Source organism: Actinomadura sp. 6K520, assembly GCF_004349245.1.
Taxonomy (GTDB): domain Bacteria; phylum Actinomycetota; class Actinomycetes; order Streptosporangiales; family Streptosporangiaceae; genus Spirillospora.
This window is the reverse complement of sequence record NZ_SMLC01000138.1, coordinates 1-19593: the sequence shown is the minus strand read 5'-3', so window position 1 is coordinate 19593 and position 19593 is coordinate 1. Positions and strand designations below refer to the sequence as shown.

At 67.4% G+C, this 19593-nt stretch carries 13 protein-coding genes; 8 read left to right on the top strand and 5 right to left on the bottom strand.

Annotation, left to right across the window (positions count from 1 at the left end; translation table 11 throughout):
* Together E1289_RS27990 and E1289_RS27985 are read left to right on the top strand one after the other, a co-directional pair.
* Window positions 1-504 (top strand): GNAT family protein (locus E1289_RS27990; RefSeq protein WP_243713203.1); only part of this gene is annotated, 504 nt, incomplete at its 5' end.
* A gap of 84 nt (window positions 505-588) precedes the next feature.
* On the top strand, window positions 589-1830 hold the full coding sequence (locus E1289_RS27985) for an FxsB family cyclophane-forming radical SAM/SPASM peptide maturase (RefSeq protein WP_243713202.1): 1242 nt from the start codon (window positions 589-591) through the stop codon (window positions 1828-1830).
* 5 nt (window positions 1831-1835) lie between these two features.
* Here the strand turns inward: E1289_RS27985 and fxsT (E1289_RS27980) are convergent, their stop codons facing one another.
* Window positions 1836-4355, bottom strand: a complete 2520-nt coding sequence (gene fxsT / locus E1289_RS27980) for an FxSxx-COOH system tetratricopeptide repeat protein (RefSeq protein WP_347813596.1) — start codon at window positions 4353-4355, stop codon at window positions 1836-1838.
* Window positions 4356-5067: 712 nt separating this feature from the next.
* On the opposite strand from fxsT (E1289_RS27980), the gene E1289_RS27975 reads away from it, so the two are divergent.
* The 5 genes from E1289_RS27975 (at window position 5068) to fxsT (E1289_RS27955) (ending at window position 15410) form a co-directional block, all read left to right on the top strand.
* On the top strand, window positions 5068-6678 hold the full coding sequence (locus E1289_RS27975) for a tetratricopeptide repeat protein (RefSeq protein WP_165970642.1): 1611 nt from the start codon (window positions 5068-5070) through the stop codon (window positions 6676-6678).
* Window positions 6679-6842: 164 nt separating this feature from the next.
* Window positions 6843-8555: an MFS transporter gene (locus E1289_RS27970; RefSeq protein ID WP_131985385.1), complete on the top strand. Its 1713-nt coding sequence runs from the start codon at window positions 6843-6845 to the stop codon at window positions 8553-8555.
* 177 nt (window positions 8556-8732) lie between these two features.
* Complete coding sequence (locus E1289_RS27965) at window positions 8733-10205, top strand: hypothetical protein (RefSeq protein WP_131985383.1); 1473 nt, start codon at window positions 8733-8735, stop codon at window positions 10203-10205.
* A 22-nt stretch (window positions 10206-10227) separates the two neighbouring features.
* A complete protein-coding gene (locus E1289_RS27960; protein WP_131985381.1) occupies window positions 10228-11250 on the top strand; it encodes an AAA family ATPase in 1023 nt (340 codons plus the stop codon).
* Entirely contained in the window at window positions 11247-15410 is a 4164-nt protein-coding gene (gene fxsT, locus E1289_RS27955; protein ID WP_131985379.1) for an FxSxx-COOH system tetratricopeptide repeat protein, read from the top strand. The genes E1289_RS27960 and fxsT (E1289_RS27955) overlap by 4 nt, the downstream gene beginning before the upstream one ends.
* Window positions 15411-15428: 18 nt before the next feature.
* On the opposite strand, the gene E1289_RS27950 is transcribed toward fxsT (E1289_RS27955), so the two are convergent.
* The gene (locus tag E1289_RS27950) at window positions 15429-16643 is read right to left on the bottom strand and encodes an FxsB family cyclophane-forming radical SAM/SPASM peptide maturase (protein WP_243713201.1); all 1215 of its coding nucleotides are present in this window, start codon (window positions 16641-16643) and stop codon (window positions 15429-15431) included.
* A gap of 6 nt (window positions 16644-16649) precedes the next feature.
* Window positions 16650-16871, bottom strand: coding sequence for a hypothetical protein (locus E1289_RS27945; protein ID WP_131985377.1), 222 nt, complete (start codon window positions 16869-16871; stop codon window positions 16650-16652).
* A 316-nt stretch (window positions 16872-17187) separates the two neighbouring features.
* On the opposite strand from E1289_RS27945, the gene E1289_RS27940 reads away from it, so the two are divergent.
* The gene (locus E1289_RS27940) at window positions 17188-18189 is read left to right on the top strand and encodes a hypothetical protein (protein ID WP_131985375.1); all 1002 of its coding nucleotides are present in this window, start codon (window positions 17188-17190) and stop codon (window positions 18187-18189) included.
* Here E1289_RS27940 and E1289_RS27935 read toward each other — a convergent pair whose 3' ends face one another.
* Together E1289_RS27935 and E1289_RS27930 are read right to left on the bottom strand one after the other, a co-directional pair.
* Window positions 18190-18627 (bottom strand): nuclear transport factor 2 family protein, encoded by a 438-nt coding sequence (locus E1289_RS27935; protein WP_131985373.1) that lies wholly within the window; start codon window positions 18625-18627, stop codon window positions 18190-18192.
* Between the two features lie 25 nt (window positions 18628-18652).
* A complete protein-coding gene (locus tag E1289_RS27930; protein ID WP_131985371.1) occupies window positions 18653-19519 on the bottom strand; it encodes a TIGR03619 family F420-dependent LLM class oxidoreductase in 867 nt (288 codons plus the stop codon).
* Between the last annotated feature and the right edge of the window lie 74 nt (window positions 19520-19593).

Below are 19593 nucleotides of genomic sequence, written 5' to 3'. Positions count from 1 at the left end.
GGGGCGGAGGTCGCCCTGCGGCAGGTGGGGGCGGACGATGCGGCGCGGTTCGTCGAGTTGGCGAACCTGAGTTCGGGATTTCACCGGCCCTGGGTCAACCTGCCGGTGTCCGTGGCGGAATTCGAGGCGTACCTGGCGCGGTTCGACCAGGTCGGAGCGGTCGGAATGGTGGTGTACCTGCGGGAAGGGGGAGACATCGCCGGGATTGTCAACATCAATGGGATCGTGCGCGGCCCGTATCAGCGGGGGGTGCTGGGATATGCGGCCTTTCTCCCTTACGTCGGACGCGGTTACCTGACGGAAGGGGTCGCGCTGGCCGTCGGGTACGCGTTCGAGCAGTTGGAATTGCATCGGGTCGAGGCCGATATCCAGCCGGAGAACTCGGCGTCCATCAGGCTCGTCGAGCGGCTCGGCTTCCGCAGAGAGGGGTTCTCGCCCGAGTTCATCAAGATCGACGGGGCGTGGCGAGACCATGAGCGCTGGGCCCTCAGCAAGGGTAGATGAGCGCGTTTACTGATCATGTAAACCAGACATACCAGTACGAATAGAGCCGCAGTGCCGTGTCTTGATCTCGGTGGGGGGCAGCAGGTGGGCGTCCACGGAGACGAGCCCGGCAAGGCGACGGAGTGGCCGGGTGCCCTGGACGTCCGGAGTCTCCTGGAAGGCGGCTGGCGGCCCACGCCGATCCGTGACTTCATCCTCAAGGTGCACAGCAGGTGCAACCTCGCGTGCGACTACTGCTACATGTACGAGATGGCCGACCAGGGCTGGCGAAGGCAGCCCCGGCGGATGTCGCGGCAGGTCCTCGAATGGACGGCACAGCGCATTGGGGAGCACGCCCGGGCGAATCGGCTCTCGGATGTTCAAGTCGTCCTGCACGGCGGTGAGCCGCTGCTGGCGGGCGTCGATCATCTGCGGTACGCGATCGAGACGATCCTGGGTGCCGGCGAGCCGGACGTGGGTGTCGGCTTCAGCGTCCAGACGAACGGCGTCCTGCTCGACGAGTTATACCTGGACCTGTTCGCCGAATACGGCGTCTCCGTGGGCGTCAGCGTCGACGGTGACGAGGAGGGGCATGACCTGCACAGGCGGCGTGCCGACGGCCGCGGCAGCTACCGGGACGTGCTGGGCGGGTTAGAGCGGCTCGTGGGGCCGCGCTACCGGCATCTGTTCGGCGGCCTGCTCAGCACCATCGAGCTGCGCAATGACCCGGTCGTGACATATGAGTCGCTGCTGGCGTTCGCGCCGCCGGAGATGGATTTCCTCCTACCGCATGGGAACTGGGACACGCCACCTCCGGGACGTCCACCGGACGAGTCGACGCCTTACGGGGACTGGCTCATCGCCATCTTCGACCGCTGGTACGCCGGTGAGGCCGATGTAGTTCGCATACGGCTGTTCAGCGAAATCATCAGGTTGCTGTTCGGCCGGATGTCGGCCAGCGAAGCCGTTGGCTTATCCCCGGTGGCCGTAGCCGTGGTGGAGACCAATGGGGAAATCGAGCAGGTCGACTCCTTGAAGTCTGCCTACGAGGGGGCGGCTGGCACGCGGCTGCACGTATCGCGCGACCCTTTCGACACCGTGTTGTCGTTGCCGTCCGTCGCCGCCCGGCAGATCGGCCGGCGGGCGCTGTCGGACCAGTGCCTGGCCTGCGCCGCGCACGAGGTCTGCGGCGGCGGCCTCTACCCGCACCGCTACCGGTCGGGGACGGGCTTCCGCAATCCGTCGGTGTTCTGCCACGACCTTTACAAGCTAATCAGCCACATCCGGGATGTGCTCGGCCGCGACTTGGGCCTCATGGCGATCGAGTCCCCGGCCCCGGTCGGCTGAGCCGCCTAGATCGGTGGCGGGTCGAAGTCGGCGTCCAGCCGTCGCCCCTCGAGGAACACGCGTGCGTCGGGATGGTCGAGGCTGAGGGTGCGGCGGTAGCGTTCCTCGGTCGCGGCGAACAGCTCCGCGGCCTCGTCAGCCCTTCCGAGGGCCCGGAGGCATGCCACGGTGTTCGCGGCCGCCCCCAGGGTCGTCGGGTGGTTCTCGCCCAGGAGTGCGCTCAGCCGCCGGAAGCTGCCGGACGAGAGCCGGTACGCCGATTCCATCTCGCCGAGCGCCGCCAGGTCGCTAGCCAGGTTGATGGCGACGGTGAGGGAGTAGTGGTGGTCGCGGCCCAGCTTCGGTTCCAGCCCCGCCAGCGCATCCTCATTGATCTTCCTGGCGATCTCCGGGTCGCCGGTGATCCGTCGCAGGATGGCCAGATTCCCCGCGCAGGCGTGGTTGTACGGGTGCTCGGTGACATAGACACGCGGATAGCGGCGGACGGTGTCGTCCGCGAGTGCCAAAGCCTCCTGGAACTGGCTGACCGTGCGCTGGATGTTCGACAGGCAGATGGCCGCCGCCAGCGTGTCGGGATGGTCGAGCCCGAGCGTCCTCACGTAGCGCTGATGGATCTCCTCGGCCAGTTCCAGAGCCCGGTCGTAGTCGCCGGCTCTACGCCAGGCGATCGACAGATCCTTGCCTGTGCGGAGCGTCCAGGCGTGGTCGGGACCCAGAAACTCGACCCCGTAGGCGTACGCGTCTTCACCCAGGTCGCAGGCTTCTGAATAGTCGCCGCCGAGCCGTACCGTTCTCGCCAGTCCAGTGTAAATATTGAGGTATGAAGCGGGATTCGGGGACGGCTCGCTCGCACGAATCTCGCGGATCACCCCTTCGAGTAGCGTGCGAGCGTTGAGGTAGTCGCTCTTGAGGCCGTAGTCGAGCGCCACACTGTTGACGGCGCGCCAGGTGGGCCAATCTTCTTTCCCGAGCGTCAATTCGAACCGGCGCAGTGTCTCTTCGTCGATCTCATGCGCCTGCCAGAAGTCGCCGCTGGCCCGGAGGTCGGCCGCCCGTCCGCGCAGAGCGCGCAGTGCGATGCGGTGGTCAGGACCGAGTGCCTTCTCGGCGGCTTGTAGCGTCTGCAAGTTGCTGGTCACGGCCTCGTCGTACTGGCCTAGTTCACGTAGAAGGTCGCCCAGCTCCACCCTCATCTCCAGGACGTTCTCATGGTCCGAGCCGGAGACCGACGACCACTCCTCGATGAAGGACCGTGCAAAGTTCTTGGCCGATTCGAAGTCCGCCGAGGCGTACAGGAACCTGACCATGTTGATCGCGAAATTCCGGACCTTCGGCTCTCGGCAGAGCGCGATCCTGGAAGGCCCGAGGTGGCCGAGCGCATTGAGGTAGGTGTTCCAGTTGGCTGCGTCGGCCGGGTCGACCGGGGTGTACTCGGCCAGCAATAGATGGACCTCGTGGCGGAGCCGCTCCTGCTCGTCCGCGGGCAGCTCGTCGCGAATGAGCGCTTGGATCAGCCGGTGGACCTGGATCGTCCGGGCGGGAACGTCCAACCTCGCCAAGGCGAAGCGATTGAGTTCGCCGATGGCCCGGCCCAGCCGGATCGGGTCGGCGATGAGCTGGGAGAGTTTGGGGCTCAAGCCGGGTATCACTCTGTTGAAAGCGTCCCGTGGAATCGGCTCCGGGCCGAAGAACGCACAGTAACGCAGCAGGTCCAGAGCCTCGGGAAGCTTCTCCTCAAGGCTGGCCACCGAAAGGGCCCACGCGGCCGTCATCGAGGCGGGATACTCGCTCGGCCGCCCCTGAGAGAGCAATTGGCTCGTGCGCTGCGTCAGGAGGCGCAGGTACTCCGACACCGTGATGCCGGTCTCCGTGTGAAGCGCGCCCGCCTGTTCGAGCGCCAGTGGAAGGTCTCCGAGCTCCTCGGCGAGCCGATCCGCATCCTCCGGGGTGATCCCCTTCGGGACCCGCCTTGCGAGGAACTCCACGCTCTCCTGGCGGGTGAAGACGTCGATGGGCACGGCGTCCACGATGCTCGCCCACCGGTGGTTGCGGGACGTGATCAGCACATGCCCGGGCCCCTGCGGGAGGATGTCGGTCAGTTCTTCGGGCTCGTCGGCGTTGTCGAAGATGAGCAGCCAGTCGGTGTAGGGCTCACCTCGCCTGAGCGCCTCCAGCACGGCGTTGGCCGCTTCCTCGACGCCGCTCACGGACGCGGACGGAAGGCCGAGATACGGTGCCAGGCTGGCGAGCGAGGAACGCACCAAAACGGGTTGGTCGGCCGGGATCCACCAGACCAAATCGTAGTTGGACTGGTAGCGGTGGGCGTACTCGACCGCCATCTGTGTTTTCCCGACGCCACCGAGGCCGTGCAGCGCATGCGGCAGCACTGCCGTGACTCGCCCACCAAGCCCCTGATACAGCCGCTCCAGCAGGTCTGTGCGTCCGGTGAAGTTCTTGTTCTTGGAAGGGATTTTGCCCCAGACCTGAGGAATCCTGGGAGGCGGGCCCGGCTGTGTACTTGTCACTCGATCCCCCTGCGTCATGCCGCTGCCCAAGGGGCACCCGCATCACGACCTGGTCAAGAATTACGTGCTACGAAGATAGGGTAATGACGCCGATCATTCCAGCCTGTGTCGCGTGACGCGTTGATCGGCACAACTATTTTCGGATGTCGATAATTCGGTTATACCGCATTCCGATATCAGGGGTCGTCGTTGGGTCTATGGCAAACGGTCAGGTCCTGAGAAGATGGCGATGGTCGCCTGCTTGCCGCAGGTACCGCAGAGGTCAGCTCGAACGCGGCTCTCAACCGTCGGCGCAGAGGAGAGTTAGATGCACCAAGACGCCTTCCACCTCCGGAGTTCCTTCCTCCTGGCGAGCGACGCGATTTCGGTCGCCTCTGCGGCGCGTACCGGTCCGGGCCTTGCGCGGGTGAGGATCGAGCTGGCCAGGCCGGGACGGATCGGCGCCGAATTCGATAACCGGTCGACTCGGCCTCGTGGTGTGCAGAGGCCGGACGCGGACCGGCGTTCGTGACCGGTTAAGGCGGGTCGGCGGCGACCTCGGCGAGCGGATCGTTTCGGATCGTCCCCATTGGGAAGCAGTGATGAGTTAGGCTCGTGGGACCTGGGGCATTCCCAATCCTATGCCGATGGAAATCTCCAGCGGAGAACCGCTCATGGGGACGGAATGATGACCGCGCAGTCTCCTCTCGGCCCGCGAGGTCCCCATGTGCGCATGCGCCCTTTCGATGAGGCCGACCGAGAGATGTTCCACGGCCGGGACCAGGAGGCGCGCGAGGTCGCCGAAGCCTGGAAGAGCAACCGGCTTGTGATTCTTCATGGCAGTGCCGGTGTCGGCAAGACCTCACTGCTGTGTGCGGGCGTCGTCCCATTGCTGAGGGAGGAGGGCGCCTACGTACTGCCCGTGGCCCATGGTGCGTACCGCACGTCGTTCCCCGTGGCGGCACTGGCCGAGCACGATCCGTTCCGGCTCACCGTACTTGCAGCCTGGCACACACGTGCTTCGCCGGCCCGCGTCTCTGAGCTTCCGATGGCAACATGGCTGCGGCGACACCCTCGCATCGACCGGTTCGGTGACGCGCTGCCGATACTCGGGGCCATCGACGGTGCGGAGGTGCTCCTGCGCCGGTCGGAACGGTATGAACGGCATCGCCAGGACTTTCTCGCTGAGTTGGCCAAGGCCATGCGGGAGGTCCCTGACCTGCATCTACTGCTCGTCGTCCGCGACGGCATGCTCCCCGAGGCGATGGACATCGCCGATGAACTCGGCCAGGCGACGCCCGCCACCTATTCCCTGGACCCCCTGACTCCCGCAGTGGCTCGCGAGATCGTAGAGGCGTTCCCTCACCTCCCCACCGGGACGCCCGAGGAAATCACGGCCGGTGCATTGGTCGACGAGCTCAGGACGGCGCGGCTTGGTAGCCGCGTGCAACGGACTTCAACCGTCCACCCCGTCCTGCTGCAACTGGTCCATCGGCACCTCGCGCCACAGCTGTCCGGTGACGTCGGCATCGCCGCAGAGAATTTGCGCTCTGAGGTCGACGCGGCGCTCAGGGATCATTGCGCGCAGAGCCTCTCGGCGATCGCCGCCGACCACAGCTTTCCGGCGGGCGACCTGTTCGCCTGGTTCCGCTCCGTCTTCGGTGGGCCGCAGGGACGCGCGGGCGTCTCCGCCCGCGCGTGCGAGGACGTGCCCAGAGCGGTGGTCGAAGCAGTGCAAGATGCTCACCTCATTCGCGCCCGGACACGGGATGGAAGCCTGTACTACGAGGTGCTGCATCCGAGACTCGCCGAACCGATCATGCAGCTCGGCGATCATGCCGTCCCCATCCACAGACCCGGGCCGGTGGCACGTCTGAGCCAGGCGCACCGGGCGTTGGCCGACGGCAACGCCGAACTTGCGCGCCGCCATGCGGAAGCGGCCATCCGCGCCTGCGGCGAGGGGGACCTCAGAACCAAGGCGAACGCCGCCTCCTTCCTCGGTGACATCGCCTACGAGCGCGGGGACGCCGATACGGCTCTGAAGCACTACCGGGATGCGGCGGCGATATTCGAGGCCGTCCCGGACAACGCTGCGGTCGGCTGGTTGCTGACCGGAATCGGTCGGATCCTCTTGGCGCGTGATTCCGGGCAGGCGGTGCGGCAACTCCGGGCCGCGGCCGGCAGGCTCCCGCATGAGCTGTCGGTCCAGACCGCTCTCGGGCGGGCGCTTCTGGAGTCCGGGCGTAAGCACGCCGCCCGCGCGGTGTTCGAGGACGTCCTGGGACGTGACAGTAGTAACCGCGAGGCACTTCACGCAAAGAGAGCTATGTCCGGCATCAGGTGACCGTCACCATAAACGGGTTGCGTAGCTCCCTGTAGCTGACTGATCTCGGGAACGGGCGCGTCGATACGCGGCGGCAGGACGTGAGGTAACTATCAGGTTTCAATGCCCCAAACCAGGTTTCAACCGTTGGGGCTTAAGCGAAACTTGGGTGCTCCTTAGCGGTGATGAAACTCCTCCATGGATATCCTCCCCGTAAGGGCATAAAGGCAGCCGTGTGTCTGGTTTGGGGCATTCTCCCCTGGATGGGGTTTGGTGTCTTCTTGAGATCCGAATGGGTGCGAAATGATGTGAATGGTAGGGGGCGTCAGGAATCGACGCTCCCCGTTCCGTCGACCCCGTTGGACAGACGGCCAAGGCCCTTGAATAAATACATTCCTCGCATTACGAAGCGACGTCGAGATTTCGCCATATTCTCCGGTGCGTCAGGGATTTCGCAACTCGGCTCAATGAACGTCGCGGCTGCCGGGCCTCTCCTCGCGCTCGCCATTACGCGTTCCCCTATCGCTGCCGGATTTGTCACTGCCGCCAGTGTGCTGCCGGGACTCCTCCTTCAATTGCCGGCGGGGTTGTTGGTCGACCGGGTTGATCGGCGGACGGTGATGTGGACGAGCCAGCTGGTGCGCATGGCGACGGCCGTCGTAGCCTGCTTGTGCCTCACTTGCTCATTCGATTCCGTGACCGTTCTGGTCGTCGCCGCGCTGATCGACGGCTGCTGCTCGGTGTTCTACGAGGTCGCGGAGATCGCCGCGGTTCCGGAACTGGTTTCGGAGAAGTCGCTGAACCTGGCGTTTGGCAGCAATGAGGCGAAACTGAACGTTTCAATGCTTTTGGGGCGTCCGTTAGGGGGTGCGCTGCTCGCCGTCGCACCGATGATGCCCTGGCTCGTGGCGGCCAGTACCTCGTTGGTTTCACTGTTCGCTCTGCCGCTGCTGAGGCGTCCGAAAATAGGACGCGTGTCCGGAAAGCGCAAGTCCGAGTACCGCGCGACCGATTCGGGCGGACGCGTTCGTGACAACCGTGGCCGCCCGGCGAGGAGGGGCGTGGGCAGGGCGCCCGACATGCCGCTGCGCAGCGTGCTCGACCGCCTGTTGCAAGACGCCTTTTCCAAAGCCGTTTTGGCGGTGTGTGTTCTGGCGAACTTCTTTTTTCAGGTCATCGTACTACTGCAAATTTTCCTGGCCGATCAAAGGGGACTTCCCAGTTACCTGGTCGGCCTCCTGCTGGCTTGTTCCGGTATTGGAGGATTTGTCGGCGCCGTCGGATCGCCCTTCCTCCTTCGTAAGCCGCCTTCTGTTTCAGTGGTGTTCTGTGTGCTGGCCTGGGTGCCACTGGCCTGGATCATAGCCTTCAAGAACGATCCCGTCATCGGTCTAGCCATGTGGGGTGTGTGCAGCATCATCGGTGCGCACATAAATGTGGCGCTCCGCGCGCATCAGGCGAAAACCTTTCCCAGCGAGTTGCTTGGGAGGGTCACGGGAATCACTCGGTTTCTGAGTGTCGGAGCAGTCGGACTGGGGGCGCTCAGCGGAGGTTGGATCATTCATTTGCTGGGGACGCGGGGCGCTGCGGTCCTCATCGGCGTGGCCTTCACCTCTATCGCTGCGGTTCTGGTGGGTGTGCTTTACTTCGCCGACCTGCGAAGCGCCTTCCGAGACCGTGCTTTCATCGTTGTCGCCACGACGCTTTCGGGCGTTTCGCTCATTCTCTCCAGATTGAGCGACTTTTTTGTGGCGGTCGAGAAGAGGTGGGCCAGAGCCCGGGAAGTGGCGGCACGGGCGTCGGCTCCGTCCGTGCCGTGCGCCGACACGGCGGGTGGTGACGCGGAAGTGCGGCCCGAGCATGCAGTGGCCGCCCGGGTACCCATGGGGAAGGGCTGACGGCGGCTACGAGGTGCCCCGGAGGCGTGCTCGGCATCGTCCAAAATGTGCCTTAGGACGCTGTTATCGACGGCTCTGTGCGTCATAGTGTGGCGGTTGGTTCACGGGCGTCCAGGCATTGGTCGGCGGGCAGGTGGCCATCGTCGTATGCGTGGGCCGGGGCGGAGGCACGGGGTTGTGAGCACGTCGCTGAACGTCGACGACCGGCATCGGTTAGTCAGAGCGATCTTGTGCATCGACGCGATGAGCGTTCGGCGGGAGCGCGCCGTCCACCTCTCGGCACTGGAGCGAGACCTCGGGCACCGCCTGCACTATGTGCACCACGACAAGGAAATGCTGGATGTGTGGGCGCTCGTGGACGCCCTTCTCAACTACCCCGGAGCGGCGCACTCCCTGGTGCGGATTCTCCAGACCTTCTATCCGAACAGCCTGTCGGTCCGGGCGCTCGACGAACTCGTGGCCGAACTGCTTCCCGAACCCTGGCTCGGCCGAGACGACCGGCGCGAGCTCCACGAATTGATCACGTGGCTGGAACGGGTCGATCCAGGGATGACGCATCTGGGCAGGTTCCCGATGCTCTACCGGCGGGCGGTCGGGCCGGCTTGGCCGGCGTTGGACCGGGAGATCCACAGCATGCACGACGTCGTCGCTCTTCTGGAGGAGATGCCGGCGGGGGCCGAGGGCACACCGCCTCTGCTGCTCTTCGTGAGGGATCTGGCCGAGGACGCGGGCCACCCGACGGCTCCGGCTCTGCGTGACTGGGTGCGCCGTCAAGCGGTGGCGCAGGGACTGGACGGGGCGCGCTTCGAGCGCCGTTTCGCACCGATCGAAGCGCGGAGCGAGCCGGAGCCCTCCGAGAACTACCTCGTCATCGAATGCTCGCCCGACGCGCTGGAAGAGGACCGCTACCTGGTGACCGCGTGGCTCCAGGTAGGGCGCGAGCCCGGGAGCACGCTGCAGTGCGGCGATGAGGCGCTGCCGCTCAGCCGCATCCCCGAGCTGCTGGAGTGGTTGCTCACCTCGGACAGTTCCGTCGTCGGCAGGCGCAACCCGGATCTCACCATCGAGTTCATCTTGCCCCGCTCGTTGCTGGACCACCCGTTCGAACAAGAGATGATCAGCATTGCCGGGGTCGAGTACCGCATCGGCATCAGATACCCGGTGGTCGTGCGGAGCCTCGACAGGATGCGTCTGGCGGCCGTCCACCCCGACTGGCGGCACAAGTGGGAGTGGCTGGCCGGCAACTCGGTCGACGCTCCCGTGTGCCTGGTGACCCGGCGCGGCGAGTACGGCAGGGAGGAGCTGCTCTCCCATCTGTCGGAGGCGTCCAAGGCCGTCCTCGCCCTGGCCTTTCCGCCGTGGGGCGGCGCGGAGGATGAGACGGACGAGCATTGGGTCGGGCTGGTCGCCGGTATTCCCGTAGTCGCCTGGTGCCGGGACGGGCGCGATCCCGCCCAGTTCGCCAGGGAGGCGAAAGGCCTTCTGGCAGATGACCTCATGGGACTGCCGCGCAGGGCGTTGGAACTGCGACGACGGGCGTTGAGAGGCGAGGGCGCCGGCGTCGGGCACCTCGGCCTGCATCTGACCCTCCTGTTCGACGACGCCGACCGCATTCCCGAGCCGTACGTGCGGCTCCGACCCCCCGCATAGGACCGTACTTCGGAAGGCGTCCATGACCACTGAACCTGAGATCACCGACCTCGCCGGGGACTGGCGCATCTACCGGGGCGACAGCCGTCCGCACGACCGGGTGCGGCGGCTGCCGCCTCCTCCTCCGTGGCGCCGGTTCAGCCCGGAGGCCGGCGCTGACGGTCGCAGGGAGCGCGACCTGCAGCAGGCGATCTCCTACCGGCCGGACGAATCAGTGATCGACCGGGTGAACGCGGCCATACTGCTGCGGCGTCCCCTGCTGGTGACGGGCAAGCCCGGGTCCGGGAAGTCGACCCTTGCGCACAACGTCGCCTACGAGTTGGGGCTCGGCTCGGTCCTGTACTGGCCGATCACCAGTACCACCACGCTCCAGAGCGGGCTGTACCACTACGACGCGATCGGCCGCCTCCACGAGACGAGCTTGCGCGGGGCGGGCGGCCGGGAGGACACCGCCGAGCCGCCGGACATCGGGCGCTACATCCGTCTCGGGCCGCTGGGAACGGCGCTCCTGCCCGGTGATCTGCCGCGTGTCCTGCTGATCGACGAGCTGGACAAGAGCAACATCGACCTGCCGAACGACCTGCTCAACGTGTTCGAGGAGGGCAGGTTCCCCATCCTGGAACTGCAGCGGCTCCCGGAGGAGCAGTCGCGGGTCCACGTGATGACCGCGGACGGCGGCTCCAGGGTGCCCATCGACCGCGGCGAGGTGCGGTGCCGGAACTTCCCCGTCGTGATCATTACCAGCAACGGGGAGCGCGAGTTCCCGCCCGCGTTCCTGCGCCGGTGCATCCGGCTCGCGATCGAGCCGGCCGGCCCGGAGCGGCTCGCCGAGATCATCGAGGCGCATCTCGGCGTGGACGCCAGGGCCGCCAGTGAGGACCTCATCGAGAAGTTCCTGGCCCGCAGGTCCGAGGGAGCGCTCGCCACCGACCAGCTGCTCAACGCCGTCTACCTCGCGACCTCCGGAAGCAGGCCGCCCGAGACGAAGTTCAAGGAGATCCTCGACGCCGTGCTGCGCCCGATCGAGCGGCCCGGCGCGGGATGACCGAGCAGTTCGTCGAGGCGATGCGGGCGCTCAGCCCGGAGCCCACGGCCGGGGAGATGGCGGACGCGCTGTGGCTCGCCGACTGGCTCGGCGTCCACGACGGCCCTGTCCGCGAGGCGGCTCCCGGCCAGGAGGGACCCGAGGAGGTCGGACTCGCGGAGCGGACGGCGTCTCCGACGGAACCGCCGGACCTTTCCCCGGCGCCTGTGCCGGAGCCCGCGCAGCCGCGGACGGTGGAGGCGGGGCTCTACGTGGCCGAGCCGGAGGTGCCGGCCACGGTCTTCCCGGTACGGTTGCCCGCGGCCCCGGCGATCTCGCATCCCCTCTCCCTGACGCGCGCCCTGCGTTCGTTGCGCGCGACCGTCCCCTCGCTGACCCGCGAGAACCTCGACGAGGAGGCGACCGCGGACCGGATCGCCGAAACGGGTGTGTGCGAGCCTGTGATGGTGCCGGAGCAGGAACGCCGGCACGATCTGGCGCTGGTCGCGGACGTCGGCCCGTCCATGGTCGTCTGGCGGCAGATGGTCGAGGAGTTCCGGGTGCTGTTGCAGCAGCTCGGGGCCTTCCGGGACATGAGGACGTGGTACCTGGACTCGGGATCCGCCCGGCTTTCCCTGCGCACGGGTTCCGCGTTCGGGGCCGGCGCCGACCGCGACCCCGACGAGCTGGCCGACCCGACGCGCCGGCGCATCATCCTGGTCGTCAGCGACTGCATCGGCACGGCGTGGCAGGACGGGCGGGCCGCCGCGCTCCTCGACCGGTGGGGCCGCGGCGGCACCGTCGCGATCGCCCAGCCGCTTCCTCAGCGGCTGTGGCGGCGGACCGCGGCGGCCATCGAGCCCGTGCGCTTCGGTACCTCCGGTCCGGGGGTGGTCAACGACCAGTTGACCGTGGTTCGGACGCACCCGCAGTTGCCCGACGACCGTCCTCAGGGAATCCCGGTCCCGGTGGTCGAGCTCAGCGAACGCTGGCTGCGGTCCTGGGCGGAGCTGGTCGCGCGCGGTGGCAGGAACGTCATGGGCATGGCGCTTTTCACCGGGCGGCCGGTCGCCTTCCCGCCGCCGGCCGAGACCGGCTCCGACGTGTCGCCGGAGAGGCGGGTCAAGCAGTTCCGCGCGTCGTCCACGCCGGCGGCTTTCAAACTCGCCACGTACCTGGCGGCGGCCCCGTTGCGGCTGCCGATCATGCGACTGGTCCAGCAGGCGATGTTTCCGTCCTCCACATCGGTCGACCTGGCGGAGGTCTTCCTCAGCGGAATGCTGCGGAAGGTAAGCCGCCCGTCCGATGGCGACGTGGAGGAGATCGCCTACGAGTTCCATGACGGAGTGCGGGAGATCCTGCTCCAGGGTCTGCGCCGGTCCGAAATGCTCCAGGTGCTGCGCGCGGTGTGGAGCGTCGTCCGTGACCGCATCGGGTCGACCTTGGACTTCCAGGCGTTCCTCTCCGCGGTCAGCCGGGGCGAGGCGCAGCTTCCGCCCGACCTGCCGTTCGCGCAGGTGGCGGCGCAGACGCTGGTGATGCTCGGCGGGCGGTACCGGGAGGTGGCTGAACAGCTGACGAGCGAGGCCCCGGCCAACGCGCAGCCGTACGAGGAGATCGGGCACGAGGACGGTCCGGGGTCCTCCTGCGCGGCCGGGCCTCCGATAGCCGAACCCGTGCCCGAACCGCGCAGCGACCTGCCCCGACGCAACTCCGACTTCGTCGGACGCGATCGGCTCCTCACCGCGGCACGGGCGGCGCTGCGCGACGGCATGGCGGCCCTTCTGCCGCGCTCTGGGGCCGGTTTAGGCGGGGAAGGCAAATCCAATCTCGCGCTGGAATACGCCTACCGGCACATCGAGGAGTACGACGTCGTCTGGTGGATACCGGCGGAGCAGGCCACGTCGGCGCGAGCGGCGCTGGCGCTGCTGGCGCGTGAGCTGGACATGCCGATGAGCGACGACACCAAGAGCACGGTGGACGACGTCCTGCGGGCCCTGCGCGCGGGCAGGCCCTACGACCGCTGGCTGCTCATCTACGACAACGCCCAGGACCCGGACGAGGTCATCGCGCTGACCCCTCTCGGAGTCGACGGGCCCGAGACCGGACTGGGCCCTGGGCGCCACGTTCTGGTGACCTCCCGCGACCGTGCCTGGGAACGGCACGCGTCCGTTGTGGACGTCGAGGTCTTCGAGCGGCCGGAGAGCGTCGCGCTGCTCCGGCGCTTGGTACCGCGACTGTCGGAATCCGAGGCGGACCTGCTGGCCGAGCGCGTCGGCGACCTTCCCCTGGCGGTACATCAGGCCGCGGCATGGCACGCCGTCACGGACCATGCCGTCGAGGACTATCTGCGCCTGTTCGACCGGCGGCTGGCGGAGCTTACCGAGCCGGACTCCTCCGGCGGGGACCTGCCGAAACCGCTGGCAGCGGGGGTGAGCCTGAACCTGGATCTGCTCCGCGAGCAGGACCCCGTCGCCTGGGCGCTGCTGGAACTGTGGGCGGTCCTCGATCCCGAGCCGGTGTCCAGCAGACTGCTGGCCGCCGGCCGCACGTCCGCGCTGCCACCGGGACTCGAGGACCTGCTCGCGGACGAGCCGCGGCTCCGCGGTGCCATGCGCGACATCTCCCGGTTTTCCCTGGGCAGGTTCGACGAGGAGTCGAGCACTCTCCAGGTCCACCGGCTGGTCCGGGCGATCCTCAACGACCGGCTCCCCGGGGACCGGCTGCGACAGGCCAGGGAGAACGTGCACGCGATTCTGGCCGCGGCCACTCCGAACGAGGAACAGGCGGTGGAATCGACGTGGGCGCGCCGTTCAGAGATCACTCCGCACGTCGTTCCGTCCGGTGTCTTCGATGCCGAGGGCGACGACATCCGGCGCGTGGGCTTTGACCAGGCGAACTTTCTCTACCAGTCGGGAGAGTACGAGGGCAGCCGCCGGATGGCGGAGATCGCATTGGCCACCTGGCTGGACCGCTACGGACCCGACGACGACTTGGTCCTAGACATCTCCCGTGTTCTCGCGAACGCATTGCGCGGTCTTGGTGACAACAAGGCGGCCGCTGAGCTCAGCGAGGACAACCTCATGCGGACGCGGCGAAAGTTCGGCGACGATCACGAGCAGACCCTTTTCGCCGCGACCGGCTTCGGTGCCGACCTGCGCTTTCGCGGAGAATTCCGCAGAGCCTACGAGATCGATTTCGATGCTTGGCGGCGCATGGGAAAGCTGCTGGGACCAGGCGGGCTCGGTACCCGGGTCGCCGCGCACAACCTTGGGCTCGACCTGCGCATCTTGGGCCTGTTCCATAGGGCGCACGAGATCGACCAGGAGGTCTTTCGAAGGCAGGAGAAGTCCGACGAGTCCTACCGGCAGCGTTTCCGTGCCACCCACAACCTCGCGCGTGACCTGCACGCTTTGGGACGGTACCGCCGGGCATACGAGATGCAGGCCGAGAGCCTGACCAACCTGCGCTCGGTCCTCAGCCCGGGGCACGCGATGGTGCTGCAGGCGAAGATGAGCCACGCGGGAACACTGCGGAAGCTCGGGCGCTACGCGGACGCGCATCGTTTGGCCACCGAGACGTTCGCCGCTCATGTCCGGCGATTTCGTGAGGAGCATCCGAACGCGCTCGCCAGTAAGGTCTGCCTGGCCCTCGCCACCCACTCGATCGGTCGACCCGCCGAGGCGTTGCCGCTTATCGACGAGGCGTTGAACGGCTACCGCCGGGAAATGGGGGAGGATCATCCCTTCGTTTGGGTATGTGCGATCAACAAGGCGGTCGTCCTCCGGAGGCTGTCGGAGGTGTACGAGGCGCAGGCCATCGATCAGGCCGCGCTGGCGAAGCTCGAAGCCGGTGACCTCGGCCCCAACCACCATTACGCGTTGTGCACCAAGACCGGCCTTGCCAAGGACTACTACCTCCTAGGCGAACTGGATGCCGCAATCCAGCTGCTGACCGAGGTGCGAGAGAGGTTCGTCACCTCCCTCGGGGAACGTCATCCGTACTCGTTGGCCGTCGCGCTCAATCTGGTACGGGCTCGCGCCGCGGCCGGAGACGGCGGACAAGACGTCAGCTTGGTGCTGACCCTGCTGGGACACAAGCTCGGTCGTGACCACCCGGAGGTGCGGGCCGCTGAGCGCGGTGAACTGCTCGAATGCGACCTCGAGCCCACCGCTCTTTGACCCGGTCATCCCTAGAGGTCAGGGGCTCTGCGCGGGCTGAGCCAGGGCGAGGTCGTGCTGGACAGTGCGGCCGATGTGGCCGATCAACCTCATCAGGTCCGGGCAGTACACGGACGGGTTGAGGTAGCCGTGGCCTTCCCGGTAGCGATGCGCGTACAGGCCACCCCCGCAGATGTCGCGGACCGCGCACGTTCTGCACATCGGAGCCAGCGCCGCGAGACCGATCTGGCGCGCGACCACGCCTGGATGCAGCATCGCGTCGTCGAATCGGTGATCGAAGACGTTGAGACCAGTCTCGGGCGCGCCCCGGTAGGAGGTCTTCAGCGTGTCGACCTGTTGCAGCGTCCCATCGGTGTCGACGACGAGCATGGCGACCGGGGACAGTCCGATGTTCTCGCTCTGGCTTTGACCGCCGAGCAGGAGATTCACGATCTCCTCGAACAGCCGCACGCCGGTCTCTCTGCGCGGCGCGTGATACCAGCGGTCGAACACCGCGATGAGCCATTCGGCGTATGGCGTGCCGCCGCCTTCGGTGGGTCGCCGGGGCGGCGGGGTCGTCCAGGTTCCATGGGGTAGCAGGAAGTCGATGCGCGGGGGCTGTGTCTCGATGAGCGCCTCGTACGTCCGGACTGGATCGTTGTCGAGGTCAACAGTGCAGAGCAGACCGTGGTAGAGCCTTCGGTACGAGTTCGTGAGCCGGGTCAACCCGCCCATGACCTCGGAATGGCTGCCGCGTCCGTTGGCGTGGATACGGTGCCGGTCGTGCCCGGCACGGTCCCCGTCGAGGCTTACAGAGATGCCTACTTCGTGCTCGTCGAACATCGCCAGCATTTCGTCGGTGAGGAGCACGCCGTTCGTCTGCATGCACACCTCGACCTCGCAGATGGGAGGCATGGCCGCACGGAACCGTCCGACGGCGGCGGCGAGGTTCGCCTTCCCCGCCAGCAGCGGTTCGCCTCCATGGAGGACGACCGTCACCTTGGTGAGCTCGTGGTCTCGGGCGTGCTCGGCGAGCCGGGCGGCCGTGGTGGCGACCACCTGGGGCGGCATTGATCTCGGCCTGTCCAGCCACGATCTGTCCGCACTCTCGTAGACGTAGCAGTAATCGCAGGCCAGGTTGCAACGGCCGTGAATCTTCAGGACGAGTTCGGAGAAGGGCAGCGGCCGCCATCCACCGGCCATCAGGGCGGCGACGTCGAGGCCGTTGGACGGCCATTCGCCGGACTCTGCCACGGTGGCTCAGCCGCGGGTGTCTGCCGGCGGCCCCGTCAGATTGTTGTCGAAGGACGCCCGGACGGGCCGGGGGTCATGGCGCTCGGCGCTGGCGCGCCGCAGCGCCGCGCTCAGCACCGACCCTTCGGAGGGGCGCGCCGCATTCAGCTCGGAGAGGGCGGGCGGAGCCCAGGCGAAGGGGTCCACGTGGTCACTGGACTCTGAAGTGCTGCCATGAGTGACCGGCACGGCCGTCTCCCCCTCTAATCCCGCCTATTGGAAAAGTGTCGCGTTTCCTATGTGGTCTCAGGGGCACCAGTTAAGCCGCGACCTGACGAACTATACGGATCCGCGATGCCGCGATGCGAGACGATCGGCGGGGGACGCGCCAAAGATTTTCATGCGGTGTCCTGGCGCTGAGGACACTCGGGACAGTCGGGTGTTCAGGGGGACGAACCACGGCCGTATTGGGCGCCGGATGACCGTGGCGAGTGACGCGAACTTCTTGCGGGCGGGGCCGCGGGGTTGCAGAGTGGAGTCGGTAGCGACCATCGGTGAGGTGCCCGTGACGGAGACCGTGCGCCCGGCTTCGGGGCGGTGGCGGCCGAGCGGTACGTGCTCATTTCTGGTCTGCGACATCGCCGCGTTCAGTGACGCCTCCCGTGCCGATCCGGTGCGGGTGCGGGTGCGGAAGGCGATGTACGACGGGCTTGAGCGCAGCCTCGCCTGCACGGGGTTGCGGCCGGACGAGTGGTACGACGAGGACCGCGGCGACGGGGTGATGGTCGTCCTTCCGCCGCACGTCGGCATGGAGTCGCTGCTGACGGCGGTGGTCGACCGGCTCCGCGCGGAGGTGCGGCACCACAACGAGGCGGCGAGCGAGGCGGCGCGGATGCGGTTGCGCGTGGCCTTCAACGTCGGGGAGGCCGAGTGGGACGGGCGCGGCATCGTCGGGACGGCGCTGACGCACGCGTTCCGGCTGCTGGACGCGACGCCGCTGAAGGAGGCCGTCGCCCAGGCCGAGACGGCGATCGCGGTGATCGTCTCCAAGCGGGTGTTCGACGATGTGGTGTCGCACGGCCGGGGGCTCGTGGATCCGGGTGACTACCACCGGGTCGAGGTCCGGGTGAAGGAGACCTCCGACCAGGCATGGATCATGGTGCCCGGCGGTCGCCTCGTCCGGCCGGCCCCGGTCCCGGCGGTGCCGGGGGAGGCGGGCCCGGAGCGCGTGCAGGACGCGGTGCCGCAGATGGCGGCGGACGTCCCGGTGGCGCAGCTGTTCCGCATGGTGGACGACCTGCTCGACATCCCCCGGTTCCGCGTCGAACGAGGCCGTGACCAGCTCGTCGGCGCGCTGCCCAAGGAGATCGCCGGAGCCGCCGCGCGGTCGGCGGAGGCGCGGGCCGACCTGTTCGCCATCGTGCAGACGTGCCTGGACTATCCGGGTGGCCTCCAGCAGTTCTTGCAGGCTGTCCGGGGGTTCGTGGGGGAGTCGATGGCAGTGCGCCGGCTGGAGCAGACGATCGCCCGGTCGCTGCTGCCGCCGGGGGACGACGGGTGGTCCTGATCAGGGCTTGGTGATCGTCGCCATGGCGCGGTCGGGTTCCCAGTGGGCGCGGAGGGACGTGATCAGCCCGGCCTCGTCGACCGTGTAGATCAGGACGCAGTCGATGGTCATCGTGGAGCCGTCGGCCATGGTGGTGGTGATGGTCGCGACGTTGGCGCAGCAGTCGCCGTTGGCGAAGGAGTCGGCGATGGTGAAGCGGAAACCGGCGATGGTGGAGACGAAGGTGTCCCAGAACGCGCCGATGGCGTCGTGACCCCGGTGCCCGTTGCCGGACGGGTCCAGGAATGACGGTCCGACGGGGTCCTCAACGAGGGCGTCCAGGGCGAACAGCCGCAGCCATTCGTCCTTGCGACCGCCGATCACGGCCGTCATGGAGGCGCGGGCGGCCCGGCGGGCCGGGTGATCGGCGTCCGGGGCGTCCCAGGTGATGGCGTCCATGGCTCGGACTGTAACCTGTTCTCGTTTAGTGGTCGACCTTGGCGATGACCGTTTCGGCGAAGCGTTCGAGGTGCTCGATCTTCTTGTCCAGCGGCTCGGTGTCGGGGCCTTTGACGTAGGGCATCCGGAAGCCGACGATCACGTCGGTGACGCCCTTGTCCTCCAGCCGCCTGACCCCGTCGGGCGTGTAGGCGTCGGGCGAGATCACGTGGACCTCGAAGGGGGCGCCCGCCTTGCCCTCGGCCTCGCGGATGCGGTTCAGCCTCGCCAGGATGTCGTCCAGGTCGTCCCCGCCGGCGTGCATCCACCCGTCGCCGCGGACCACGGCGCGGCGCAGCGCCGCCTCGCTGTGCCCGCCGACCAGGATCGGGAACGGCTCCGCCGGCGTGATCTTGATCGCGGGGAGGTCGTAGAATTCGCCGTGGAACTCGAAGAACCCGCCGCGGCTGAGGCCGCGCACGACGTCGATGGCCTCGTCCATCCGCTTGCCGCGCCGCTCCCAGGGGACGCCCATGACCTCGAAGTCCTCGGGCCACGGGCTGACGCCCACGCCGAGGCCGAGCCGCCCGCCGGTCAGGCACGCGACCGACGTGGCCTGCTTGGCCACCAGCACGGGCGGGCGCACCGGCAGCTTGAGCACGAACGGGGTGAACCGGATCCTGCTCGTCACCGCCCCCATGGCCGCGATCAGCGTGAACGTCTCGATGAACGACTTGTCCTCAAGGAACTCGCGGCTGCCGTCCGCGGTGTAGGGGTACACCGAGTCGGACTCCTTCGGATACGCGAGCGAGTCGGCCACCGCCATGCTCGTGTACCCCGCCGCCTCCGCGGCCTTGGCCAGGGGCAGGTAGTAGGACGGATCGGTCATCGCCTCGGCGTAGGTGAACCGCATCCCCGCATACTAGAACCTGTTTCACTTTTCTGCCACACCCACCGCCCCGCGTACGGGCGGGGTGGTTTTTGGGG